This window comes from Desulfobacula sp., from assembly GCF_030611305.1.
Classification (GTDB): domain Bacteria; phylum Desulfobacterota; class Desulfobacteria; order Desulfobacterales; family Desulfobacteraceae; genus Desulfobacula.
Map to the genome: position 1 here is coordinate 1 of NZ_JAUWQB010000041.1, position 23,748 is coordinate 23,748.

Sequence of the window (23,748 nt, forward strand, 5' to 3'; positions counted from 1 at the left end):
AGTGGTAATAATGACAGATGAAGCTTCCCGTATGCCGGCCCGATTCAAGGTATCAAGATCGGCAGCATTTCCTTGAATATACTTATTATTTTGAATAAGTTTCGCATTCTTCTCCACAACCTTATAAACAATCTTTCGCTCTTCCAAGATCTGTGCCGCTGCATGTCCGACACGGCCGCCACCCAATATGAGAACAGGAGCATCGGTGGTGTGATAAACACGGTAAATGGAGAAAACCTCGTCATATTTTTTGAGCTGTTCAGCCGAGCCCGCAAGCACGAGCACAGTGGTGGAAGCGATTCGAGTCTGTGGCTGTGGCATTGTAAATCGGCCTCTCTCCCAAAGCCCGACAACCGTTACACCGGTTTTTTCTCGCAGTTTGCTTTGAATGAGCGTTTTCCCCTCAAGTGGAGTTCTCATTGCAGGTGCTTCAGCAATGAGAAGGTGATCAAATTTTCCTATAACATTTGCCCCCATATTCATTCCAAGCGTTCTTCTCGCCAGGGATTCTCCAAGCATCTTCATAAACTGAAAAACATAAGTGCTGCCGGCAAGTTGTAGAATATCAATGGAATGGTCCGCATCTGCATTAGTAACAACGGGGATTTTTTCAGAAATTTCCCTGACTGTAAAGGCTATATTTGTGTTGACCATATCGTCGTTGTTGGCGATCAGCATGGCAGCATTTTGTATGCGGAGACGTCTATATGTTTCCATATCTCCCAGATCTCCCACGACCACTTTGTAGTTTAAATCATAAAGTTCTAACGCGCGTGGCAAATCAGTGGCAATAATAGCATAGTCATAATCATATTTTTTCAATTTTTCTACGAGGTTTATGGTTATGGGATCAAAATTTGTCAGTATCACATGTCCTTTAGTACCTTCCGGCAATTCCCGCGGAGTTTTGGCCCTTGTCTGGGCTTCAAGCCATGGAGCATAAAAAAATTGAATAAAAGTAAAGGGCAGCATGACGAGCAGAAAAAGAATGCCGGACATGAGTACCAGCATCGTGAAAGCCTTGCCTAAATCACTCGAAAAGGTGATATCACCGAAACCAAGCGTGGACATCACAGTGAGTGTCCAATAGAAACCGGTAATCCAGCTGAACTCCTTTTCTTCAAAAAGCATTATAAAATGAAACAAAACACTGTATATTACCACCAGCATTGTCAACGCCAAAAGGAACTTGAATAAAAGCTTGAAGTTCCTCTTAGTTGTTCTGCTTTGAGTAAAGTAAAGAATTTGGGCAGGAAGAAATTTCATGTTGATAAACCTTTCGCTACTATCATTTGGTATCTTTCGGGACAATTGATGTTGTGAGCGTGAGAGATGTCTTCAAATTCGCTCGCTCACACACACCAATCAAATATTATGAATATAAGCTATTTTATAGCTATACTTCAAATATTCTTTTTACCAGGAATAAGAAGGCAGGGAAAAGCAGATTTATCGGCAATATTTTTTGAAATGGACCCGGTCCATCGCTCTAGAATTGCCGCTTTTTCACTGGAACCTAAAATGATCATACTTGCCTGGTATCCTTTTGCAGCTTTTTCAATTTCTTTTTGCGGATCACCAACATATACATGTGGTCTGGCGTTAATACCCATATCTTCAAGCTCATCACAAAGATCATCCAGCCGTTTTCTTTCAACCTTTCTAACTTTCTGAACTTCATGGGCATTCGGACTTTTTAAGGTGCTCTCCTTTACCACATGCATGATATGGATTTCACCTATGACATTTTTAAAGCCTTTGATATATTCAATCGTCTTTTTACCGGTATCTGACCAATTAGTAGCAAATAACGGCCGCTTAAACAATTTTTCAGGCACAATATTATCTTCCATCATGTGCTTGAAAACCAGAATCGGCACTTCTGTCCGCCGCATCAATTCACTGACATCAGAACCGGCATAAAGCTGCTCCAGCGGTCCTTTATGGGAACGGCCAATCACGATCAGATCAGGGGCCTCTTTTTTAACAACTTTTAAAATTTCAGGGATAAGGCTGGAAACCTCTATATATGCACCAACTTCCATGCCCATTTCAAATAAATTTTCCGCCCAGTCAATAAACCTGATATTTGCAGTTTCTTTTAACTTAACTTCTTCTTCCTTAAGATACCCGCTCCCTCTTTTCATAGCAACTTTGTCTCTTTCAATTACATTTAAAAAGATGACATGTTCCAGTGCCGCATTTCTGAGGGCCAATAAAGAGTTGAGCGCGTCATAACAAAGTTCCTCAAACTTTGTAACAAAAAGCAATTTTTTTATTTCCATAATTTCTCCAATCTCAATATTCATGTCCATTGATTAATCAAGTTTTTTCTTAATTGCCGCAACTAACTCTTCTGGTGTAACCGGTTTTTCCAGATAGATATCAGGTTCAGGAACTTCCCCTCCCTTAAATTCATCAAGCGCTTTTTGAGATTTCAAAAAAGATCGAAGGGCAATGCCAGTAAACATGATAACAGGTATTTTTTTCAGATTCTCATTTGTTTTTAACTGGCGATACAATCGAATTCCGCTCCCTCTGGGCATCAGTACATCAAGAATCACCAAATCAGGCCTTTCTTTTTCGATCATTTCAAAACCTTCTATACCATCTTGAGCGGTCAAAGGCATATACTGGTTTTCTTCCAGAACTGTGACAACAAATGACCTGACATCTGGATCATCATCTACCACAAGAACCTTTTTACTCATAATTCCTCCTCCTTGGTCAATTTATATCAACCTTAATTTGCTTTTTCATAGGGAAGTTTAATCGTAAATGTGCTGCCAATACCCTGCCGAGTTTTAATTTCAATCACTCCATTGTGTTCTTCTATAAGCTTTCCTGTAACAAGAAGTCCCAAACCTGTTCCCTTCCCCCCTTTAGAACTGAACATAGGGTTAAACAACTGCTTTTGAGTGTTTTTATCCATACCGCTGCCATTATCTTTAACCTCCAAACAAAAGTGATTATCTTTACCTATATAGGTTTTCACCTTTATTTCATGCTTTTTGGAAGTATCTTCATCTTCAAGACAGGCATCAATGGCATTGTTGATCAGGTTAAGCAGAGAACGATGAATGGTTTGCGGATCAGCCACCACTTCACCAATGCCACTGTCAAATTCTTTTGAAATAAGTACATTTTTTGATCCTGCAAAATCTGTTACCAGTTCAATGGCATCATCAGCAATATCATTGGGCAGACAGGCTTCAAATTCCGGTTTCCTCTGCTTTGAGTAGGTCAAAAGGTCCTGAGTCAAGTCCCCCACTCTTTTGATATTTCTCTTTATGGTTCCCCACCCTGTTTTTAATTTCTCCGTATTATTTTTGGCAATTCCCACATCAACGACATAACTGCCACCTTGAAGCCCGATAAGAATATTCTTTACATAATGGGCAAGGCCACTTACTGTCTGTCCTACAGCAGCCAACCGTTCCGACTGAACCAGTTCCTTTTCAAGCCTTTTTATTTCCGTTAAGTCCTGAAAAAAATTGACAGTCCCGACAAATTCACCTTTTTCATACAACGCATTACTTGTATACCGAACCGGGATTTGTCTGCCGTCTTTGGTGTTTATTATATTTTCTCTCCATGGAAACGTGTTCTGTCGTTTTTCCTCTTTGGCCTGATTTTTAAAAATTTGGGCAATTTTTGGCGTATACAGGTCATCAATGGTCATTTTATTTCTGACATCTTTTGCGGCTTCGCCAAACATCGTTACAGCTTCAGAGTTGTACACAACTACTTTCCAGTCATGATCAAAGGCAACAATAGCATCGTTGGAACTTTTAATTAAAAGCCGTTGAAAATTTGATTTTCTCCGGATCTCTTCAGTGGCCTCTGCAATCTTAAGTTCCAGGTTTTCGGTATATTCTTTAAGTTTTTCTCTGATAGAAATCTTTGCTTTTGCTCTTTCAAGGGCAATGGCAAGAGCTTCATCCCTGACAGGTTTATTGATAAAATCGCTGGCGCCATACTGCAATGCTGTGATGGTTGAATCAATATCTCCATGCCCTGTTACAATGATCACTTCTTTTTCGGAATCAATCTCCTTAATCTTTTTTAACAGCTCAAGACCATCCATTCCCGGCATTTTTATATCAGTGACCACGATGTCGGGTGATTCAGTTTTAAAAACTTCAAGTCCCTGCTCACCGCTGTAGGCTGTAACCGTCTCATACCCATCACTTCGAAGAGACATGGAAAGCAGTTTGACAATAATTTCTTCATCATCAACAATTAATATCTTATTGGCTGACATAATTTATGTCCCTATTCAATTGCCGGGAACTTGATTATAAAAGTGGCACCTTCACCATACTCAGTTATTATATCAATGGTTCCGCTGTAATCTTTTATGATTCCAAAACTGATACTGATTCCAAGCCCGGTCCCCTTACCGGTTTTTTTTGTAGTAAAAAAAGGTTCAAATATCTTTCTTTTCACCTCATCCGTCATACCGAGCCCTGTATCAGATACTTCTGCCACAACCCAGCCGCCTTCAGCATATGTTTTGATATTCAATATTTTCTCAACTGAAGCATCTTCTTTTTTAGCTTTTTCATCCATGGAATCAATGGCATTGGTTACAAGATTGATAAATACCTGCTCCAAGCGATTATGCTCAGCCCTGATTTCAGAAATTTGCGGATCAAGATCAAGGTTGACTTTAATGGAATGGACCATCAACTGATGCCCAAGAACCTTGAATACATCATTGATGGGGTCATTAATCACTAATTTTTTAAGATCCCTTTCAGATTGTCTGGCAAAATCCCTGACATGCTTAATAACACCGGCAGCTCTCGCAACATTATCAATAATATCATTGGCCATGATGATCAGCTCATCATCGGGAATATTGTGACCCTTTTTTATCATCTTCAGGATCAGATCTGCGCAGATCTGTATCACATTCAACGGCTGGTTGATTTCATGGGCCATACCGGCTGCCATGGTGCCCAAGGTAGCTAATTTTCCAGCCTGAATCAGCTGGGTTTCTTTTTCAACACTTTCAGTGGTATTAGTTGCTGATGCGATCAAAACATCCCTGTGACTATATCTCGCATTTACAACCTTAATCGTTACAAAAAAAGAAATCTTGTCTTTTTTAAAATGCTTTCTCTTAGTAAACAATATGGAGTTGTTTTCCGCAAGCCCTTCCAGACCTTCTTTAATTGTTTCATCGGATGTATCTCCAATGTCAAGGAAAGGCGTTCCTAAAAGTTCTGTTTTTGTATATCCATACTCTTCTTCCACACGGTGATTCACATCCAGGATCTCAAGGGTTTGTCGGTCAATAATAAAAATTGGGCTTGGATTATTATTAAACAAAGACCGATATTTTTCCTCTGATTTTTTATACTTATCATGAAGTGTGGAAAGCTCCTTGTCCTGTAATTCCAGCTCTTCATGTGTTTTTTTATCTTCTGTAATATCTTTTAATGTCTCGATGGCTCCCATTATTCTGCCGTCCGGAGATTTAATGGGCGCGGCTGTGAAAAAAATCCATTTGCCCTCTTTACCCATATGAGGGAAAAACTCTTCCGCTTCATACGCTGCATTAATTAAGCCTGATTTTTTCCAGGAGGAACCATAATAGTTTGATACCTCCTCTTCAGACATTTCACTCACAATGACATCTGCCATGGTCGGCCTTTTTGCCGACCTGAAAGGCACCCACTGCCGGTCTGTTCCCACCAGTTCATAGGCATTATGGCCTGTAAGGTCTTCACAGGCCCGGTTCCAATGGGTAAGAATATGTTCATTATTAATAATAAAGGTCGGAATTATACTGCCCTGAATAATTTGGGATATTTCTTTTTCCACCTCAAGCAGGTCTTCTCTTTCAGTTTTCAGGTATTTATTTTCTTCCTCAGCATTTTCCTGAATCACTGTGGTAAATCGATCAAAAAGATCTACTATTTCTAACTTGTCAATCTTGTTTGATTGAATTTTTCTTTTAATCTGTAATCTTTCTTCTTCTGATTTTAAAAAATTTAAAAATGACATGGCCCGGTAGGCATCAAGATCGATAATGCTGACATGTTCCGTATTCACTTTTTCCAGCATGCAAGTCAATATTTCATCATTTTTTAATTTTAAAATGACATCCATACCGGAAAGGTTGCAAACTTCATCATAATTCATGGTTGTAAACACGCCCTTCTCCTGAGCATATTTGATTCCTTTGGCCTGTATCAGGGTATCTGCAACCACCAGAACCTGAATGTCCAGCTCTTTTAATCCAGGCCCCAGCAATATTTCAAGGATTTGTTTACACGGACTGTTTCCGCCGATTATGGCTATCTTTAATCCTTTCAGATCAATATTCATTGGCTGCGTTACTCCTCTTCAAGGCATCAACTCCTCTAAAACCAGTATATTAAAAGAAAATAAAGGTTACAATAACAAAGGTCGGAATTAAAAAGACCAAAGAATATTTCAAGATATATCCAAAAAAGCTGGGCATTGGTGTTCCTGCTTCTGACGCTATGGATCGAACCATAAAATTGGGTGCATTACCGATATAACTACAGGCACCAAAAAAGACAGCTCCCGTTGAAATGGCCTTAAGATAAATTGCATTCTCCGTCATTAACAAGGGAACAGCTTGGCTTTCCGCCATACCGGCATAAAAACTGCCAAGGGCTGTATTAAAAAAGGTCAGATAGGTGGGCGCATTATCCAGGAAAGCCGATAAAATCCCGGTCGCCCAAAAGTAGTGAACCGGTTCTTTTACAGCGTTGATAAGAAATGCAAACGCACCGTTCGGCCCTGCTTTAAGCAATAACAGGCAGGGAACCATGGTAATGAAAATTCCGATAAACAGATAGGCAACTTCTATTATCGGGAACCATGAAAATTCATTTTCCTCTTTAAGTGCCTTTGGTGTAACCATAAAAGAACCGATCCCAAAAACGATGAGAAGGCCGTCCCTGAGCCAGTCCTGAACGGCCCTGTGAACACCTAAAGTTGAAACTTCTCCCAAATCCACTATTCCGCTCATTAGGACAGACCCCACCACACCCCCAAGAAAAATAAAATTATAGGTTCCCACCAGGCGCAAGGGCTTTTTCTCTCCATCATCCGGGGCCGTTACCCCTTCTTTTTTATAATAATATGAGTCAAGGATAAAATAAATTGCCAGCAGAATAATGCATGTGACAAGCATATGCGGTAAAATATTAAAGGTCCAGAAAAAACTGACGCCATGAAGAAATCCCAAAAACAACGGCGGATCACCAAGAGGTGTCAAAGATCCACCAATATTGGCTACCAGGAAAATAAAAAATACCACCATAAAGGTTTTATTCTTTCGATGCTCGTTTGCCCGCAACAATGGTCGGATCAAGAGCATGGCAGCCCCTGTGGTCCCCATCCAGGACGCAAGGATGGTACCGATCAGGATGATAATCGTGTTGACAACGGGAGTTCCTCTTAATGTCCCTTTCAGCAAAATACCGCCGGAAATCGTAAACAACGCCCATAAAAGAATAATAAAGGGGACATAGTCTGCCAGAATAATGTGAATAATTTCATAAACTGCAATGCCTTTATAAACATAGACAAAGGGAATCGCAAGACAGGCTGCCCAGAATGCGGAAATCTTACCAAAATGATGGTGCCAGAAATTTTCTGCGATCAGCGGCAGCAAGGCAATGGATAACAACATAAATGCAAAGGGAATACAGCTATACAGCGGCAGCATCTCCCCTAAATTCACATGACCATGTGCACCCTTGTCCTGTGCGTGGTCTGAAACGGCTTCAGAATGGTCAATAGCTTCAAGTGTGTTATAAGTTTTTTCATCAGAATGATCTTTGGCAGCAGCGGGTGCTAAAGAAATAAATAAAATCAACAATAATATTAACAATGCCAGCCTGTCCAATTTCATCGATTCGTTCCCTCCTGGTTATTTGGGCTGTAACGCAACCTTTGAATGTCTGTTTGCTCAATCCATGCTAATTTGATTATTTGATTATTTGATTTAAATCAGAAAGTCAAGGCGAAAAAGGAGGCTTAAAGTGGTGTGGTCGGGACGGCAAGATTTGAACTTGCGACCACTTGTCCCCCAGACAAATACCATCCTTTTTCACCCCATTTTATCTCATGCCATTTTATAGCAAAAACCCTTGACACTATTATAAAAAGAGCCTATTATTTATCACATAGTGTTTCATGCTGTTTTATCTCAATAAGGGCTATTTTATGACCCAGTTTATGACCCAGTTTTTAATACCTATAAACATAATTAAAAGGCGTCTTAAAGAATCCAAGGACACCTTTTGGGGAGGTTTTTAAAAATGCTTACAGATGTGGTTATCAAACAAGCAAAATCAAATCCGACCAAACGCGTTGAACTTTGGGACAAAGGGAAAGGCGGCAAAGTTGGTTTAGGGATCAGGATAGGAAAGAAAAAGTCTTGGTTTTTTAAATACTATTTTGAAGGCAGAACAAGGCGCTTAACACTGGGTGAGTTTCCTGCCCTTTCTTTAGAAAATGCCCGTTTAAAGGCCCAAGAAGCCACGGTCAGTGTACAAAATAACATTGACCCGGGCGTAACTCACCAACAAAAAAAACAAAAATATTCTAAAACTCCCACGATCGAAAAACTGATTCAGGAATTATATGATAAAAAACTTTCTGGTTTAAAGAGTGGGAATAACACCAAAAGGTTATTAGAAAAAGATTTAAAACCTTGGAAGGATCGTAAAGTTTCAACCATTGAGACAAGAGATGTTTCCCTTTTACTCGATCGGGTGGCAGAACGTGCCCCTATCACAAGGAATAGACTCCATACCGCAATGAACAAACTTTTTAATTTTGCAGCCACAAGAGGTATTATAAATATTTCCCCCTGTACTGGAATCGAGAGAGAAGAAGAAGAGACCAGGGATAGGTTTTTAAAGGATGAAGAAATAATTTTATTATGGCATGCTCTTGACCTTGAAAACCGAAAACCATTTGATGCCTATCTATTAACAAAACTTGCCTTAAAAATGATCCTTCTGACAGGCCAACGTCCGGGTGAAGTTGCCGGAATGGAGCTAAAGGAGATCAGGGAAAGAGAAGACGGAACATGGTGGGAGATTCCGGCAGAACGAATGAAGGGTAAAAAAGCAAAGCCCCATGATGTCCCTTTGTCTCCTCTGGTTGTTGAAATTATCGAACAGGCAAAGTTCTATTCAGGGAAAAGCCGGTTTGTTTTCCGGTCAAATTTGAAAAAAAACAAACACCTTCCAGTCAGGGCGATTTCTCGGGCAGTGGTTCGCCACTTGGATGACCTTAAAATAGAAAAATTCACCCCACATGATTTAAGAAGAACATGCCGGACTGGGTTGGCCGACCTGAAGGTTTCAGATATCGTTGCTGAAAAAATTTTATCCCATAAACTTCAAGGTGTCCTTGGAGTCTATAACCGGGCAGCATATAAACCAGAACGACGGGCAGCACTTATTTTATGGGAAAACCATATCCTGGACTTAGTAAACCCTGAACCAAAAGCGGGCAAGGAAATAATTGATTTAAACTTATATCGAGTTTCGAATAGTTGAGGGAAAACATGAAAAAAGACGTATTGGATGAAGTTTTAGAAGCGCCCGGAAAAAGCGGCTTGATGTTTAAAGAGCTTATTGAAAATGGATTATCGAGAACGGAACTTTTAAAAACTCTTTTCGAGCGACCGGGAATGGAAAGAGAAAATGACAAAATTCTCCACGATCATTATAAACCATACCTGGCCGAATATAAAAAACAAATTGGTTTTTTAAACGCAATTATCAATAACCCTGCACCGGATTGGATGAATGATTACATAGAAGATGATTGTTTTCGTGAAAAACTACTGGCACGAAAAGAAAATTATATTAAAAAACGAAATAACCTTTATACCAAAAAACGCCTCCCAACAGGTACTTGGAAAGCGATGGTTGGCCGGAAAGTGGTAATTTTATTCAATTTAATAAAGCCAGTGGTTGAAGAAATTAACGAAAAGTCCGGAAGAAAACAGTATAGGCCGGTGGATATTTTTAAACTTATTGCGCGCCTATGGAATTTTACTTATGGTCGTTTAGAAGGGGAGTTTACCGGCCCTGAAATGAAAAAACTTTACGATAACAACCTAAAGTTTTTCAAATAGAATATCTCTTTTTCCCGCACTAAAAAAAGCCTAAAAATGCCTTTGACGTCAAAGCCGTTTTTAGGTTTTTTTCATTGATTACAGTAAGTTACAGCAAACTATATTCTTGACTCTCTCTTTTCTTTTCCTGTATTGTAGTATCAAGGTATTGCAAGAAACTTTTTTACAGCCTGTGTTATTTTTTTAAAAGGGGAAAACAAAATGGAAACAAACAGAATTATCCGGAAGCCTGAACTTTTTAAGTTAATCGGCGTATCAGACACAACAATCTGGAGATGGGAAAAAGACGGATTGTTCCCGAAACGTGTCGCTCTTGGCCCTAATTCATCGGGTTGGTTAGAATCAGAGGTAGCGGCATGGTTTGAGACAAAAGCCATTGAACGTAGCGCTTAAAGGTGGCCGCTATGATGAAAAAGGAAAAACCCGGCGGCGTGGTGGCCAGTACCGGGTTTACAAACAACGAAATCAATAAATCTAATATACCAAAAAATGATATTCCTGTCAATGGAGATGAAAATAATATCATCCCTATTCCGGTCTTGCCAAAAAGCAACAAAACGGTGTTAAAGGCTTTATTTCAGAATCAGGATGGTGATTCATATCTATTTATAAAATGCCAGAAGGATAAAACGTTGCACGATAACACCACCAGAGAATGGTATATTTATACGGGGAATTTTTGGGAACTGGACTATGAAAATTCAATTTTAAGCCGCATAAAAGAAGTAATAGACCTCTATGGTACTGAAAAATTGTGTCAATTGGCTTTGGCGAATAAAGCCAAAGAAGATGGCCGAACCGATGCAGCGGAAAACCATCAAAAGAAAGCAGAAGTTCTCCAAAAAAGAATAACGCAACTGCAAACCTTAAACTGGAAAAAAAATATTATAATCCTTTCCTGTAGCGGCAAAAATTCTTTGGGATATAACGGCCTTGGTTGGGACAAACACCTCATGTTATTAGTCTGTCAAAATGGCGTGATTGATTTACAAGAAGGACTTTTTAGACCCGGTAAACCTGAGGAGTACATCAAGACGGTTTCCCCAATTTTCTGGGATGGGATTGATTCACCATGCCCGAGCTGGAAAAAGTTTTTGTCCGATATTTTTGGTCAAGACAAAGACGTGATTGATTACGTTCAGCGTCTTTTAGGCTATGGCATAACCGGCTTAACAACGGAACATATTTATCCCATCCTGTGGGGCGCAAAAGGCCGGAACGGAAAAGGGACGCTTTTAGAAACATTAAAATATGTTTTGGGGCCGCTGGCCCTTAAGGTTTCACATAATTTTTTTATGCAGGGCAATACTAAAACGTCCGGGGCCGCTGATGCCGAATTGATGTCTCTCAGGGGCGCAAGGCTTGCCTGGGGATCTGAAACAAACGAGAAGGATCGCCTTGACGTGGCAAAGGTGAAAGAGCTTGTCGGGGGGGATACGATATCAGCCAGGCCACCATATGGCAAAAGGCAAATAGAATTTAAACCAAGTCACTTACTACTTTTGATTACCAATAAGCGGCCCCGGGTCCCTGCAAATGACCAGGCCCTTTGGCAGCGCATTCATTTGATTCCATTTCTTTATTCATTTGTTGACCGGCCAGACCCGGACGACAAATATCAATTAAAAGTTGATAAAGATTTGCCTGAAAAACTAAAAAAAGAAGCCCCTGGGATACTGGCTTGGCTGGTTTCTGGCTGTCTGTTATGGCAACGAGACGGCCTGAACCCACCTAAATCGGTGAATGATGCCACGTCGGAATATCAGCAAAAGGAAGATTTAATCGGGCATTTTTTGAAAGAATGTTGTTGCATTGGTGAACTTTACCGGGTCAGGCGGGCAGCAATATACAAGGCATATAAAACATGGTGTGATGACGTGGGCGTTCGACCGCTCATGAAAATAAATTTTCTCAATGACATAGACGGCAGATTTACACAAATAAAAAGCAGCGGAGAAATTTATTATACAAAAGTTGGGTTATTAGAATGAACAAAACCCTAAAACCCTATAAAAACCCTAAAAATACCCTAAGACAACTATCTGATATTATTAGATATATTGTATATTTAGGGTAAAAGTAGGCACAAATTACAAAAGATAACTATATAGAAAATAATATGAATATATATATATTTAATGATTATAGAGGAAAAACCCCAAAGAATACCCTAAAATGAGGTTATTTATAATAAATTCATATAGTTATCTTAGGGTTTTTCCAGGGTATTGCAGGGTTTTTCCAGGGTATTTTAAATGGGCAAGGTACGGAAATGGTTTCAAATAGCAGTAAAAACAAGGTGATCGAGTAATGGAAAAAATGACAATAATCAACACTGACACGGCAAATGGTGTAACGGGGTCAAAATGAGACTTACAAATCTGAGATATTGCAGAATATTCATGGCCAGAATTTTAAATGAAATCTATAAAGACAAGCTTAAACCGGGTAAAGCAAAGGTCCTGATATATGGAACAAATGTCTTAGCGTCAATAATCAAAGACGGGGATTTTGAAAAGAGACTGGATAATCTGGAAGCCCAGGTAAAGGAGCGGGATAATGGACAGTATTAAGAAGAGAGTTGAAAAAATTGAACAATCGGTTTTCGGCAGCCCTGACCCGGTCCTGATTTTCCTTGATGATGAACCAACATTTGAACTTACTGGTTTTATCATATGCGCCATTGCCGGTGGCGTTGATGTTCCCAGATTACCCGGTGAAGATTTGGAGTCTTTAAAACAGCGGTGTAAAGAAGTTTATAAAGATATCAGGATAAAGTCTTTTGAGGATCGGCAAACAGGTGGATGCGTTTTCCTGCCAGCCTACAATTTCAAACAACAAAGAATTAACGGCAATATTGCCACAATAAAACAAGATAGGAATAAGACAAAATGGAAAAAGAAAACAAAGCAAGCTGGAAAATGATTGATGATGGTTTAAAAAGTTTAATGGCCGGAAATGATGAGCTTTCACCTACAGCGCTCAAAATTAAAACAAAACGCTTGGAACACTTGGCCAGGTTCGCAAAAACTCTTGTATCACGGATTAATGAGAGAATCAGAGAAATGCCGGTGGGGCCTATCGAGCCATTGTTTGAAGAGTTTTTTAGAGCCCGTAATGAAGTTGATAAGAACGCAAACTAACAGGAGACTTAAAAAATGGACCCAATGAAAAAAGTGATTTTCGATTCTATCCGGGGCAGCCGGTCAGGTGATTCCAAGTTGGATGATTTAAACGAAAATGTGGCAAGATATATCACTGGTTATTTAAGAAAATATGAAGAAAATGTTGCCCGGATTAAATCAAAAAAGGGGCACTACACAAAGGCTGGTATGGACGACGCAATCGAGAAAGCCAGGGGATCAATAAGGGCGGAATATGAAAAAGAGATTGGCGAACGAGGCGGCTGGCAAAAGGATATTGCGGAAGCTCAAGAACGATTTGACGACGTGACGACAAAAGAACCTATTCAAATTTTAATTGAAGAAGGTAGGCAGCGTGAAACCAGGGCTTATATTAAAGAATGTGGAGACGACATAGGAAAGCTTGCAGCAATTCAGGCAAAGTTCCTTGATGGAAATGAGACTGTCGTCAATGCAGTGATAAACTCCCCATTTGATATCCTGCCAATGATGAGCGGTGAAGCCAGGAAGATAGGCGTTGAAAAAATGCAATTAAGGACGAACCCGGCGGCAGCTCAACGGTTGGAAGTTTTGCAAAATGCACAAGATACACACGAAAGCATGAAAGGTTTTTTCAATGCGGAGCTTGGCGGAAGTGGAGAAGATCCCATAAAAGCCTTGGCGGGAACAAAATAAAACATCTTTGCACTTGCTGTTGTGTGCGGAGCCTGTCGTTGAACACTCCCCAGGTCAGATATCGGCCTGGGGAGCCATTAAAATATAATGTATATTTGATGTATGCGAGGTTAATATGACGTTAAAAAAAAGGATCGAAGCACTTGAAATGAAAATAAATTGCAACCAAGAGGATCTACCTTCCTGTATCATAATTCAAGCCCAGGGCGGCCGGTTGGATGCTGTGGAGGATGAGACGCCTATCATGCAATTTCATTCAGGCAATGTAACATATTTTTTAGAGCCAGGGGAAACAGAGATCCTCTTCACTGCCAGGGCAGCAAAGGCAGCAAAAAACTTGCTTCCATCAAAAATGGCGGTTCCTTGTCTCATGGCAACCACGAGCAAAATGCTGGCTGAAAAGGCTATGTAAAAACGCAGTCTTTTAAGCCAAAAAACAGCCAAAAAGCTTGATATCGAAGGCAATTGATGTTTTACGCAATAGGTGAAAAGCGATAACATATTGAAATGATTACAGATACAAAAGTTTACATAATAAATAATTATCGGACGTGTTTAAGTATTTGATTTTATTGAATTTTTTAGGCTGTTTTTCATAGTTTTACAGTCATATTTTAAAAACACCTCAAAATATGGTATCTAAATTGTGGGAAAGCGAAGTGTTTTCACACATTCAATTCTTCCAAGAAATTCCCATTTTTATCTTTTTCCCATTCATTCCCACGAATCCAATATTTTTTTGTTATGTTCTTTTATATTGTATCTGGTAGCTCATTACGTACATCCGCCCTTGAGCTTTGTTGTTCTCTCTGAGCACGAATAGCTTTTGATTCTTTATACTGCCTAGCTTCAGCGGTTTCGATGAATTCAACATCAGGAGAAATTTTCTTTGTTTCGGTTTCAATATCATTGAGGCTAACCTTAAAAAACTCCTTACGGTTATTTACCAGATTTAATCTTTTAAAATCAAAGGATTTATGAAGAGCGTTTTCTAGTGCTGGTGCATCGTCTGCATATATCATCGCATGCACATCAAATACAAATGGGACACTTGCATCTCCTAACTCTTTAACACGATCCAGCGGCTCCAATCTTCTCGTCATGCCAATTTTGTATACATCGTCACCAAATGACCCAATGTTTGAAATAATATATACATGGCCAAGTTTTGTTTGCTGTGCCATTGATTTTGCTCTTTCGCTTTTTGTATGTGCTTCTAATAATTCTTTGTCTAAAGAGGCGATTTTTCCCAGTAATTTTTCTAATTTCTGACCAGATGCTTTTTCAGCCTCAGCCTTTGCTTTTGCAAGTAAATTATTATATTTATCTTCTTCTTTTATAGCTTTTTCCATTTCTTGCTCCAGTTTGGTCTCTTCACGCATTTGACGTTTTATTTCAGCTTGCTCCTCTTTTTCTTGTTGTTTTTTATCTTTGTATTCATGGGTCAAACGAAGTTCTTCAGTTTTCAATTTTAGATACTGATGAGAAATATTAATCGCCGTTGATTCATTGAGCTTGTTAATGGCATCGTAGGCTTTTTCTATACGTTGTTCCATTCTTTCTGCGTTATTCCATCTGATGTTAGATAATGCCGCGACACATTCATTATTAAATGCCCTTGCAGTAAGCCTTATTCCTCTGTTGGTCATAGTACGTCCTTTTGCTTTGCTTCCTTCAACTGTCCATTCTGTATTGCAATAGATTGCCTCTTTATTAGAAATCATTTCTTTTTGCTTGGTTTTTACAGATGTTATTTGTTCCTTGTATTTTTCCGAAACGTCGAAGTCATAATGAGGTTTATAGAAGCCAAGTTCAGCCAATTCTATTGTTTCATCATAAATAGCTGCTTCTTTAACCAGCTTATTAAATATTTGTTTCTTCTCTTTATAGTTTGAACGTAATTCTTCTATATCTTTGTCAATTTTTTCTTTTGTTTTTTTGGATTTTTCTACTTCATCGTCTACATCAATTATTTTTGAATATTTCGCTTCATAATATTTGTTTTTGGATTTGCTCTTATACGCTATGACAGCAATCCCTACTATTATGAGTAGCTGTACTCCAATTAATATTTCCAGACTATAACTCATACGTTTCCTCCAATGATGTGACTTTTAAGAATATAACGTTAAGGGTAACGGGCAGCAAGGGTTTCCAGTAAAGTTGATTAAAAACAACACTATCCCAAGGTTGATTCAATATTAATAAAAAACAGACCCTTGATGTCCGGTTCACCCGTTGGTTAAGTGTTTTATTGCTGGATTCCATATTTTTCTTTGAGCTCAGCCAGACGACGCTCTTCTCTTTCACCAAATTGATCTGTTGAATACAATGGGTTGCCGTCTGCACCATCTATGCGCGTCACTGTAACTGTGAAGATCGCATCAGAGGGGGCTTCCACTTTGCCCCAGTCAGAGAACATATTGGGAGCTAAGCTCCAACTTCCTTCTTCTAGTGGTTCTAATCCACCTGAAATTGAATAGTTAAAAGTGTCTTGATGCCAGGGAACGCTTCGACCAGGACTTGCTATGGTTCCCTCAAAGTATGCTCTTGAGACAGCATGTGATGTGTTATTTTTAACAGTTAGATCAATAATTGGCTGATCACCCATAAAATCTTTTTTTCTCTTGTAAAACCTTGATCTTAAAACCTCAAATTGCTTCAATTGTTCAAGGGCGGCTATTGATAATTTTTTCTTTTCTTCTAATTCAATTATTTCTTGAAGTGCTTGTTCTTTTTGTTTTTTCTCTCTTTCTATTTTAATTTGATTCGCTTCAGCAATTATTTGATTGCCCGTTTTCCCGTTGATAACATCACGCATCTTACCTTCGAAATTGCCGACCCCAGCAGCGCCGGACGTAAACAAGTCTTTCATGTTGATTTGACTAAACGCCATAAGTTGAATTGCTTGATCAAATTCGGGGCGTTTTACTTCTGGAAGAGATTCTCTTACTTTGGCAATAGAGCTTTTCATTGCCTCATCGCTTGAGGCATCAACTTTGGGTTCGCTACAGCCTAAAAGTAGGCCGAAAATAAGAAATAGTACTGCAATTTTGAATTTCATTTGCCTCTCCTTTTTTGACACTTAACCAGTAATTGTGCAGATCTGGATATCATGTAATTTGAGATGTTATCCGACATGCAACGATTATAGAATTGGACCAGTCATTGGCAAACCAGCTATCATAAATTTGCCTTTGTCGTGGATTGTTAATTTCTTCCGATCCCTTATTAAATTAAAACTGGTTTGTCAATAAGCAAAACTGCCTATCTTTGAAGAAAAGATTCTATATAAATTTTTTATTGACACCCTTAAAAAAAAGAGTTTATTAAAGTAATGGTACAAATTAACTCCTTGTCCCGCTGAATCTTTGCCCTTGGGGTATTCTTTTTATCATTAAATTTGGAATACAATAAACACCCTTTGTAAAAAAAAGCTGGTATAATATCCTTGTCAAAATAATTCCATGCAACGTCACGAGCAAAACCCGGGCATTAATTTGGCACTAAAATGTGATCTATATATAATTACTTGATTTTGAAAAACCAGTTAATTACCAGATCAAGGAACTACTTGTTAAAACTCAAAACCTAAAACCTAATACTCCCATTATTGTATAACCATTAATATCAAAATCAACAGTTCCTATCTGTGCCTGACCCATACTAGCTTCATCCGTAAAAATGTACTTTCCTTCAATTCCAAAAAAAGTTGTATCAGTAACATTAAAGTTTAATCCAGCTAAGAGTTGTGCTCCTATGATAACATCATTATCATCAGCAGAATATGAACCGACTCCAGCAACACTTACATCTAAATCACCATGTACGAAATAAGCACCTACTCCAGCACCCACATATATTTCACCCAATTGAAAAGGAATTATTCCTTTTAGGTTAACAGTTATAGGAATAGCAGAAATATCAATGGTTCCAGAATATGGAAAACTTAATATGTTGCCGATCTCGTTGTAATCGGTTTGAAAATATCCTATTGCACTTTCGACCGCAAAATTTGGAGAGAAATATTGGGTAATTGAAACTTCACCAGAAAAACCGGTATCAAAATCTTCTAAATCATCGGTTGGCTCATATATGCCTCCTTTGATGGCAAAAGAGTACTTATAGTTAGATTGAGGTTTTTTGTCTGCATAAGAACCAGATTTTGAGACTTTAACAATACCTCCTTCTTTCTTTACATTAAAAATAAGCAGATTTCCAGTTCCCACATGTTTCAAAGACCATCTTTTATCCTCAAGCTTTGTAAATACTACCTTGTCTCCAGCTTCACAACCGCCCAGTTTTGTAGGATCAATAATGGTTGCCTTGATAATGATGCCTATAGAGATAGTAGAAGTATCAATATTTGAATATTTCCCACCAGTAGATACTCCTAATTGTTTCTCTATATTAGAGAAGTTTTCATTATTTTGAGCGTACGAATTGAATGGAAAAAAGAGTGCAACAATTAAAATAAAACTGAAAATTAAACGGCTATAGTTTTTTTTCATCTTTAAAACCCCCTTTAATTAATAATTTGAAATAAATAGTCTAGCGTTAATACTATTTAGCATTAGTATGTAGCCTTCCCCTTTTTAGATTTATCATCAAAAATCGTTCTAAAATACAGACCAACCTTAATGACAATCCATCTATCATTTTGATTCCGGAATTTTTCATCCCTGAAACGATTTGAAATATTGATCAGTAATGCATTATCAAAAGAAATTATTTTTGTATATAGGTATAAACCCCTATTTTTGAATAAAAAATCCTACATGGCCAACAATTGACTTGCAAAAACTCGCAACAAAATAAACTGGCAACATAATTGGAGAAAAAATACCCTTTTAAAAAAAACTATCCAATCTCAGGACCAAAAGAAAAACCCCCAGGGGGGAATAAGGCCCCCGGGGGCGGAGAAACAAAACGAAACAAATCATAAAGAAATGTTCATTTTGTTCAACGACATCATAAAAAAAAGAATTTGGATTGTAAAGAAAAAAAGCCCGGTTATATTCTGACCGGGTTTTTTATTAATTCACATGCAAGGCCACTAAGTTTATGACCCAGTTTATGACCCAATTGAATTTTTCCATAAAAAAAGACCTTCGATAGGTGGTCGGGACGGCAAGATTTGAACTTGCGACCACTTGTCCCCCAGACAAGTGCGCTACCAGACTGCGCTACGCCCCGAGTATTTTTTGAACTTTGAACAAAGCGACTTTTATCACCCTTTAAAAAATGTGTCAAGAAATATTGCTTTTTTAAATCAGGTGATGACAGTGGAATCATAGTGCTGCCATTTAGAACCTAACAATGAATTTAGTGCTTGACTTGACCCGTTTATTCTCATAAAAAATTGAAATGGAGTCAAACCTGTTCAATTTATAGGCATTACATATTCAATAAATATGTTTTAATATTTTCGACGTGTTTTTAACCAAAAACTTAAACCGCGAACAAGGAGGGCCTATGAGAACCAAGAAGTATGTATTAACCGAACAAGACATGCCGAGAAAGTGGTACAACATCATGGCAGACCTGCCCAATGGCATGGAACCCCCGCTTCATCCCGGAACCGGTCAGCCCGCAGGGCCTGACGATCTTGCTCCGATTTTCCCCATGAACCTGATTGAACAGGAAATGAGTACAGATCGCTGGATTGACATCCCTGAAGAAATCATGGATAAATATGCCATATGGCGCCCTTCTCCTTTGTTCAGGGCGTATAGCCTTGAAAAGTCCCTTGATACTCCTGCAAAAATTTACTATAAAAATGAAGGAGTCTCACCCGCCGGCAGTCACAAACCCAATACCGCTATTGCCCAGGCCTATTACAACAAGGTGGCCGGCACCAAAAAAATCACCACGGAAACAGGAGCTGGCCAATGGGGCAGTGCCCTTGCCATGTGCTGTTCGTTTTTCGGGATTGAGTGCAAGGTGTTCATGGTGAAAATTTCTTACAACCAGAAACCTTACCGCCGCATGATGATGGAGACTTGGGGAGCCAATTGTACGGCAAGTCCGAGTACTGAAACAAGTGCCGGCCGAAGTATCCTTGAAAAAGATCCTGATTGTCCAGGAAGCCTTGGCATGGCCATCAGTGAGGCAGTGGAAGAAGCTGTTGGTGAAGACGATACTAAATATGCCTTGGGCAGTGTATTGAATCATGTCATGATCCATCAAAGCATCATCGGTCTTGAGGCCATAAAGCAGATGGAAATGGCAGGAGATTACCCTGATGTAATTATAGGAAGCGCGGGTGGCGGCAGTAATTTTGCAGGCCTTGCCTTCCCCTTTGCCCTGGACAAAATAAACGGGAAAGAGATCGATATTATTGCTGTGGAACCGACCTCCTGTCCCACCATGACCCGGGGGCCATTTGCCTATGATTTCGGGGATACTGTCCAGAAGACACCTCTTTTACCCATGCATACTCTGGGACATAATTTTGTACCGGCACCCATCCATGCAGGAGGATTGCGATACCATGGCATGGCACCCATTGTCAGCCAGCTGATTTTAGACGGCATTGTCCGGCCTGAATCCATCCACCAGTTAGAAACCTTTAAGGCTGGTCTCACCTTTGCCCGATCCGAAGGGTATATCAGTGCGCCTGAATGTAACCATGCCGTTGCCATGACCATCCGGGAAGCACTTAAAGCCAAGGAAGAGGGCAAGGAAAAAACCATCCTGTTCAACTGGAGCGGCCACGGTCTTGTGGATCTTGCTGCATATGAAGCATATCTCGGGGGAAATCTGTCTGACCATGATCTGCCCCAGGAACAGATTGATGCGGCATTAAAAGATCTTGAACCCTTACCCAAACCCAGACAGGCAACTTAAATTCAATGAAGACCGACCTGCCGCAGCCTTTGAGCATTACAAAGACTGCGGCAGATCAATTTAGAACCCGGAAATCAAATGACGACAAAAAAAAATAAAAGTGTAGAGGCCCTTCCGGCAGAACCACCAAAAGAATCGTTCAATATCAGGTGCCCCAGACTTGGTCATCAGATCAATTTTCCCTATTGCCGGTCTGAAAACAGCGGGCTTCCCTGTTTTAAAACCCTTGACTGCTGGCACAGCTACTTTGATGTTCATTCCTATCTTACCGGCAAATTGCGTGAAGAAGACTTTCAAAAAGCCTTTTTAAACAAGGGAAAACCCAAAATTACATCGTTGTTTGATTTGATTGAACAGGCCAAAATAAGAAAAGGAAAATAAATTTGGTCTATTTAAAACAGGTCAACATCCATTCGGAAAAATTTCCTGTTTTAGATTTTTATCCCTTTAAGCTGAAAATATTTCAAAATACAGAGAGGATCAGATTCAACAGTCCGGTCACGCTTTTCATCGGTGAAAACGGTACCGGTAAATCAACCTTGCTCAAAGCCATAGCCTATAGATGCGGTATTCACATCTGGCAGAGTGAGTTCAATTTAAGGTGTGAGCAAAACCCCTATGAAGAAGACCTGTACAAAACCATTTCCATTCAATGGGAAAATGGTCCTGTATCGGGTTCATTTTTCGGGTCCCAGATATTTTCCCATTTTACAAGAAACCTTGAGGAATGGGCTGTTAATGATGCCCAAATGCTTAAGTATTTCGGAGGAAAATCCCTGATTACCCAATCCCACGGTCAGTCACTCATGTCATATTTTCAATCAAGATATAAGATCAAAGGATTATACTTTCTGGATGAACCCGAGACAGCATTGTCTCCCTCGTCTTTGATTGAGCTTTTAAATCTTCTGATCAAAATCAGCCGACAGGGCCATGCCCAGTTTATTATTGCAACCCATTCCCCTTTTTTGATGGCCTGCCCGGAATCCCGGATTTACAGCTTTGACAACCCCGTTATTGAACCCATTCAGTACGAGGACACAGAGTATCATAAAATCTATAAAAATTTCATGAATAATCCCGGTGAATTCATAAAAACCGAATCCGTTTAATGGAATTAAAATTTTATTTTACACTGTCAAAGGCTTTTTTGAATCCTTCAAAAGAGCCGGTAATAGTTTTGTCAGGCACTGCATAGGATAGCCTGAAATGGCCTGGCCCGCCAAACGCTGCTCCTGGAACGGCAAGAATATTTTGTTTGCTTAAGATAGTTACAAATTCTACATCATTTTCTATGGGGCTTTTGGGAAACAGATAAAATGCACCCTGAGGCACATCAAATTCATACCCTGCCCCATGAAGTCCTTCACAAAACATGTCACGCCGTCTCTTATATATATCAATATCAACCGAAACCCCCTGAAGCTTCCCCACGACCTGCTGAAAAAGAGCCGGTGCATTTACATACATCATGGTATTTGTCACCCCGGCCGCTCCTGCAATCATGGCCGCATCCTCAGCCTCGGGGTGAATGGCAAGATACCCGATTCTCTCGCCTGCCAGGGAGAGTTCCTTGGAATACGAGGTGAGAACTATAGTATGGGGATAGACGTCAAAGACAGACGGAACATCAACATCATAGGCAATTTTTCTGTAAGGTTCATCAGAAATCAGGTAAATCCGTTTCCCGAATTTTTCGCTTGCTGCATCCAGCACCTTTCCAAGTCCATTCAGTTCTTCTTTGGTATACACGGCACCGGTTGGGTTATTGGGAGTATTAATCAGCACGACTCGTGTGTTTTCAGTAATGGCTCCCTCAATAGCATCAAGGTCGAGATGGAAATCAGGAAATGATGCCACGGTTTTTAAGTTTGCACCGGCAACAAAGGCATACTGGTTATAACCGATAAAATAGGGTGCCGGTGTAAGAATATCCTCTCCCGGATTTAACAATGCTCGCAATATATCATTCAAGGCCCCTGCCGCACCTGCAGTCATCACAATCAAATCTGATGTGATCCCCACATTGTATTCTTTGTTCAGGTAATCCGCCACAGCCTGTCGGACATGGGGATATCCCGGGTTGGGCATGTACCCGTGGGATATGGTCTTGCTGTTTATCAGCTCCAGCAAGGTCTCTTTTACAACTGCCGGTGGGGGGATATCGGGATTTCCAAGGGAGAAATCGAATACATTATCAGCTCCATATTTTTCTCTCATCCGTATCCCTTCTTCAAACATCTTCCGGATCATAGATGCTGATTCAACCATTTTAACCATCTTATCTGCAATAGGCATACGGATTTTCCTTTCGAAATTTAAATTTAAATTTTTCTTACCATACATCAAATCTTTTACGATGAAAACACTCCTTTAAAAAAGGAGTTACAGCTTTTTTGAATACTCTCTTTCATCTCTACTGCATATTTCGGCCGTATCTCTTCTTTCCAGCGGGGATACCCGCCCTGCCAGACATATCGGATTAACTCATGGAATACCCTTATATCAAATACATATCGGCCAATATGAACCTGTCCGTCCTTTAAAAATTCAATCAAAACCTCTCTCTTTTTTGAAATGCACTCAATTTGGGCTGTAACAATCTTCCGGGTTTGATATCCTTTTGGATTCTGTTTGAAAGCCTTTGGATCATCGGGAAAAGGAAAAAGCGTATACAATTTTCCGATAAATCCGGTAAACCGCATTCCGTGGATAGCACCCATCAGATCTCCGATATCATTGGGATCAGAAATATAATATACCGGAAGTCGAAACCTTTTCAGTCCAGCATCATCCTCTTTTGCCATCTTACACAGCCACTTGCAAAAATCATCTGCAAAAAAGAAATGGTTTTCCAGCAGCAGCATATCCGACTCAATGTTAAAAAAGCCGAATGCAATATTTCCATGGCTTTCAGATCTGAATGATAATGGCATA

23 protein-coding genes and 1 tRNA gene are annotated in these 23,748 nt (G+C 39.6%); 12 read left to right on the forward strand and 12 right to left on the reverse strand.

The genetic code is table 11. The features are described from left to right. The 6 genes from QAI40_RS09455 to QAI40_RS09480 form a co-directional block, all read right to left on the reverse strand. A partial coding sequence (locus tag QAI40_RS09455; RefSeq protein ID WP_304511606.1) for an NAD-binding protein occupies positions 1-1,170 on the reverse strand: 1,170 nt, incomplete at its 3' end. 233 nt (positions 1,171-1,403) lie between these two features. Then, on the reverse strand, positions 1,404-2,285 hold the full coding sequence (locus tag QAI40_RS09460; protein WP_299980032.1) for a universal stress protein: 882 nt from the start codon (positions 2,283-2,285) through the stop codon (positions 1,404-1,406). A gap of 33 nt (positions 2,286-2,318) precedes the next feature. Beyond that, a complete protein-coding gene (locus QAI40_RS09465) occupies positions 2,319-2,711 on the reverse strand; it encodes a response regulator (protein ID WP_299980034.1) in 393 nt (130 codons plus the stop codon). 32 nt (positions 2,712-2,743) lie between these two features. Further along, positions 2,744-4,264, reverse strand: coding sequence for an ATP-binding response regulator (locus QAI40_RS09470; RefSeq protein WP_299980037.1), 1,521 nt, complete (start codon positions 4,262-4,264; stop codon positions 2,744-2,746). An 11-nt stretch (positions 4,265-4,275) separates the two neighbouring features. Next, a complete protein-coding gene (locus QAI40_RS09475; protein WP_299980040.1) occupies positions 4,276-6,339 on the reverse strand; it encodes a PAS domain-containing sensor histidine kinase in 2,064 nt (687 codons plus the stop codon). 49 nt (positions 6,340-6,388) lie between these two features. Continuing rightward, positions 6,389-7,900 carry a sodium:proton antiporter gene (locus QAI40_RS09480; protein ID WP_299980043.1) on the reverse strand — a complete coding sequence of 504 codons (1,512 nt, stop codon included), beginning with the start codon at positions 7,898-7,900 and terminating at the stop codon, positions 6,389-6,391. 409 nt (positions 7,901-8,309) lie between these two features. Between QAI40_RS09480 and QAI40_RS09485 the strand changes: the two genes are divergently transcribed. From QAI40_RS09485 to QAI40_RS09525, 9 genes are all read left to right on the forward strand, one after another. Then, the gene (locus tag QAI40_RS09485; RefSeq protein ID WP_299980046.1) at positions 8,310-9,560 is read left to right on the forward strand and encodes a tyrosine-type recombinase/integrase; all 1,251 of its coding nucleotides are present in this window, start codon (positions 8,310-8,312) and stop codon (positions 9,558-9,560) included. 8 nt (positions 9,561-9,568) lie between these two features. Beyond that, positions 9,569-10,144, forward strand: a complete 576-nt coding sequence (locus QAI40_RS09490; RefSeq protein ID WP_299980049.1) for a hypothetical protein — start codon at positions 9,569-9,571, stop codon at positions 10,142-10,144. 201 nt (positions 10,145-10,345) lie between these two features. Beyond that, positions 10,346-10,537, forward strand: a complete 192-nt coding sequence (locus QAI40_RS09495; protein WP_299980052.1) for a helix-turn-helix transcriptional regulator — start codon at positions 10,346-10,348, stop codon at positions 10,535-10,537. An 11-nt stretch (positions 10,538-10,548) separates the two neighbouring features. Continuing rightward, on the forward strand, positions 10,549-12,135 hold the full coding sequence (locus tag QAI40_RS09500; RefSeq protein WP_299980055.1) for a DNA primase family protein: 1,587 nt from the start codon (positions 10,549-10,551) through the stop codon (positions 12,133-12,135). Between the two features lie 375 nt (positions 12,136-12,510). Further along, positions 12,511-12,717, forward strand: a complete 207-nt coding sequence (locus QAI40_RS09505; protein WP_299980058.1) for a hypothetical protein — start codon at positions 12,511-12,513, stop codon at positions 12,715-12,717. Then, positions 12,704-13,069 carry a hypothetical protein gene (locus QAI40_RS09510; protein ID WP_299980060.1) on the forward strand — a complete coding sequence of 122 codons (366 nt, stop codon included), beginning with the start codon at positions 12,704-12,706 and terminating at the stop codon, positions 13,067-13,069. Before QAI40_RS09505 ends, QAI40_RS09510 begins: the two co-directional genes overlap by 14 nt. Beyond that, complete coding sequence (locus tag QAI40_RS09515; RefSeq protein WP_299980062.1) at positions 13,036-13,287, forward strand: hypothetical protein; 252 nt, start codon at positions 13,036-13,038, stop codon at positions 13,285-13,287. The genes QAI40_RS09510 and QAI40_RS09515 overlap by 34 nt, the downstream gene beginning before the upstream one ends. Before the next feature lie 15 nt (positions 13,288-13,302). Further along, positions 13,303-13,962, forward strand: a complete 660-nt coding sequence (locus QAI40_RS09520) for a hypothetical protein (protein ID WP_299980065.1) — start codon at positions 13,303-13,305, stop codon at positions 13,960-13,962. Positions 13,963-14,077: 115 nt separating this feature from the next. Further along, complete coding sequence (locus tag QAI40_RS09525) at positions 14,078-14,374, forward strand: hypothetical protein (protein WP_299980067.1); 297 nt, start codon at positions 14,078-14,080, stop codon at positions 14,372-14,374. Positions 14,375-14,714: 340 nt separating this feature from the next. On the opposite strand, the gene QAI40_RS09530 is transcribed toward QAI40_RS09525, so the two are convergent. The 4 genes from QAI40_RS09530 to QAI40_RS09545 form a co-directional block, all read right to left on the reverse strand. Then, positions 14,715-16,052 (reverse strand): DUF4041 domain-containing protein, encoded by a 1,338-nt coding sequence (locus QAI40_RS09530; protein WP_299980070.1) that lies wholly within the window; start codon positions 16,050-16,052, stop codon positions 14,715-14,717. A gap of 161 nt (positions 16,053-16,213) precedes the next feature. Next, positions 16,214-17,026 carry a DUF6694 family lipoprotein gene (locus tag QAI40_RS09535; RefSeq protein WP_299980073.1) on the reverse strand — a complete coding sequence of 271 codons (813 nt, stop codon included), beginning with the start codon at positions 17,024-17,026 and terminating at the stop codon, positions 16,214-16,216. A 520-nt stretch (positions 17,027-17,546) separates the two neighbouring features. Then, entirely contained in the window at positions 17,547-18,473 is a 927-nt protein-coding gene (locus tag QAI40_RS09540; protein ID WP_299980076.1) for a hypothetical protein, read from the reverse strand. Positions 18,474-19,081: 608 nt separating this feature from the next. Beyond that, positions 19,082-19,158 (reverse strand) — tRNA-Pro (locus tag QAI40_RS09545). Positions 19,159-19,437: 279 nt separating this feature from the next. Here QAI40_RS09545 and QAI40_RS09550 point away from each other — a divergent pair. The 3 genes from QAI40_RS09550 to QAI40_RS09560 all read left to right on the forward strand — a co-directional run bounded on the left by QAI40_RS09550 (position 19,438) and on the right by QAI40_RS09560 (position 21,923). After that, complete coding sequence (locus QAI40_RS09550; RefSeq protein ID WP_299980079.1) at positions 19,438-20,811, forward strand: TrpB-like pyridoxal phosphate-dependent enzyme; 1,374 nt, start codon at positions 19,438-19,440, stop codon at positions 20,809-20,811. Positions 20,812-20,889: 78 nt separating this feature from the next. After that, complete coding sequence (locus QAI40_RS09555; RefSeq protein ID WP_299980082.1) at positions 20,890-21,192, forward strand: hypothetical protein; 303 nt, start codon at positions 20,890-20,892, stop codon at positions 21,190-21,192. A 2-nt stretch (positions 21,193-21,194) separates the two neighbouring features. Further along, positions 21,195-21,923, forward strand: coding sequence for an AAA family ATPase (locus QAI40_RS09560; RefSeq protein WP_299980084.1), 729 nt, complete (start codon positions 21,195-21,197; stop codon positions 21,921-21,923). Between the two features lie 13 nt (positions 21,924-21,936). Here QAI40_RS09560 and QAI40_RS09565 read toward each other — a convergent pair whose 3' ends face one another. Both QAI40_RS09565 and QAI40_RS09570 read right to left on the reverse strand, forming a co-directional pair. After that, positions 21,937-23,109, reverse strand: a complete 1,173-nt coding sequence (locus tag QAI40_RS09565; protein WP_299980087.1) for a pyridoxal phosphate-dependent aminotransferase — start codon at positions 23,107-23,109, stop codon at positions 21,937-21,939. A 56-nt stretch (positions 23,110-23,165) separates the two neighbouring features. After that, positions 23,166-23,747: a hypothetical protein gene (locus QAI40_RS09570; protein WP_299980090.1), complete on the reverse strand. Its 582-nt coding sequence runs from the start codon at positions 23,745-23,747 to the stop codon at positions 23,166-23,168. Between the last annotated feature and the right edge of the window lies 1 nt (position 23,748).

Excerpts from the sequence above, each read along its gene's own strand:
- QAI40_RS09460 (WP_299980032.1), bottom strand. The coding sequence starts at position 2,285 with ATGGAAATAAAAAAATTGCTTTTTGTTACAAAGTTTGAGGAACTTTGT.
- QAI40_RS09465 (WP_299980034.1), bottom strand. The coding sequence starts at position 2,711 with ATGAGTAAAAAGGTTCTTGTGGTAGATGATGATCCAGATGTCAGGTCA.
- QAI40_RS09470 (WP_299980037.1), bottom strand. The coding sequence starts at position 4,264 with ATGTCAGCCAATAAGATATTAATTGTTGATGATGAAGAAATTATTGTC.
- QAI40_RS09475 (WP_299980040.1), bottom strand. The coding sequence starts at position 6,339 with ATGAATATTGATCTGAAAGGATTAAAGATAGCCATAATCGGCGGAAAC.
- QAI40_RS09480 (WP_299980043.1), bottom strand. The coding sequence starts at position 7,900 with ATGAAATTGGACAGGCTGGCATTGTTAATATTATTGTTGATTTTATTT.
- QAI40_RS09485 (WP_299980046.1), top strand. The coding sequence starts at position 8,310 with ATGCTTACAGATGTGGTTATCAAACAAGCAAAATCAAATCCGACCAAA.
- QAI40_RS09490 (WP_299980049.1), top strand. The coding sequence starts at position 9,569 with ATGAAAAAAGACGTATTGGATGAAGTTTTAGAAGCGCCCGGAAAAAGC.
- QAI40_RS09495 (WP_299980052.1), top strand. The coding sequence starts at position 10,346 with ATGGAAACAAACAGAATTATCCGGAAGCCTGAACTTTTTAAGTTAATC.
- QAI40_RS09500 (WP_299980055.1), top strand. The coding sequence starts at position 10,549 with ATGATGAAAAAGGAAAAACCCGGCGGCGTGGTGGCCAGTACCGGGTTT.
- QAI40_RS09505 (WP_299980058.1), top strand. The coding sequence starts at position 12,511 with ATGAGACTTACAAATCTGAGATATTGCAGAATATTCATGGCCAGAATT.
- QAI40_RS09510 (WP_299980060.1), top strand. The coding sequence starts at position 12,704 with ATGGACAGTATTAAGAAGAGAGTTGAAAAAATTGAACAATCGGTTTTC.
- QAI40_RS09515 (WP_299980062.1), top strand. The coding sequence starts at position 13,036 with ATGGAAAAAGAAAACAAAGCAAGCTGGAAAATGATTGATGATGGTTTA.
- QAI40_RS09520 (WP_299980065.1), top strand. The coding sequence starts at position 13,303 with ATGGACCCAATGAAAAAAGTGATTTTCGATTCTATCCGGGGCAGCCGG.
- QAI40_RS09525 (WP_299980067.1), top strand. The coding sequence starts at position 14,078 with ATGACGTTAAAAAAAAGGATCGAAGCACTTGAAATGAAAATAAATTGC.
- QAI40_RS09530 (WP_299980070.1), bottom strand. The coding sequence starts at position 16,052 with ATGAGTTATAGTCTGGAAATATTAATTGGAGTACAGCTACTCATAATA.
- QAI40_RS09535 (WP_299980073.1), bottom strand. The coding sequence starts at position 17,026 with ATGAAATTCAAAATTGCAGTACTATTTCTTATTTTCGGCCTACTTTTA.
- QAI40_RS09540 (WP_299980076.1), bottom strand. The coding sequence starts at position 18,473 with ATGAAAAAAAACTATAGCCGTTTAATTTTCAGTTTTATTTTAATTGTT.
- QAI40_RS09550 (WP_299980079.1), top strand. The coding sequence starts at position 19,438 with ATGAGAACCAAGAAGTATGTATTAACCGAACAAGACATGCCGAGAAAG.
- QAI40_RS09555 (WP_299980082.1), top strand. The coding sequence starts at position 20,890 with ATGACGACAAAAAAAAATAAAAGTGTAGAGGCCCTTCCGGCAGAACCA.
- QAI40_RS09565 (WP_299980087.1), bottom strand. The coding sequence starts at position 23,109 with ATGCCTATTGCAGATAAGATGGTTAAAATGGTTGAATCAGCATCTATG.
- QAI40_RS09570 (WP_299980090.1), bottom strand. The coding sequence starts at position 23,747 with ATGCCATTATCATTCAGATCTGAAAGCCATGGAAATATTGCATTCGGC.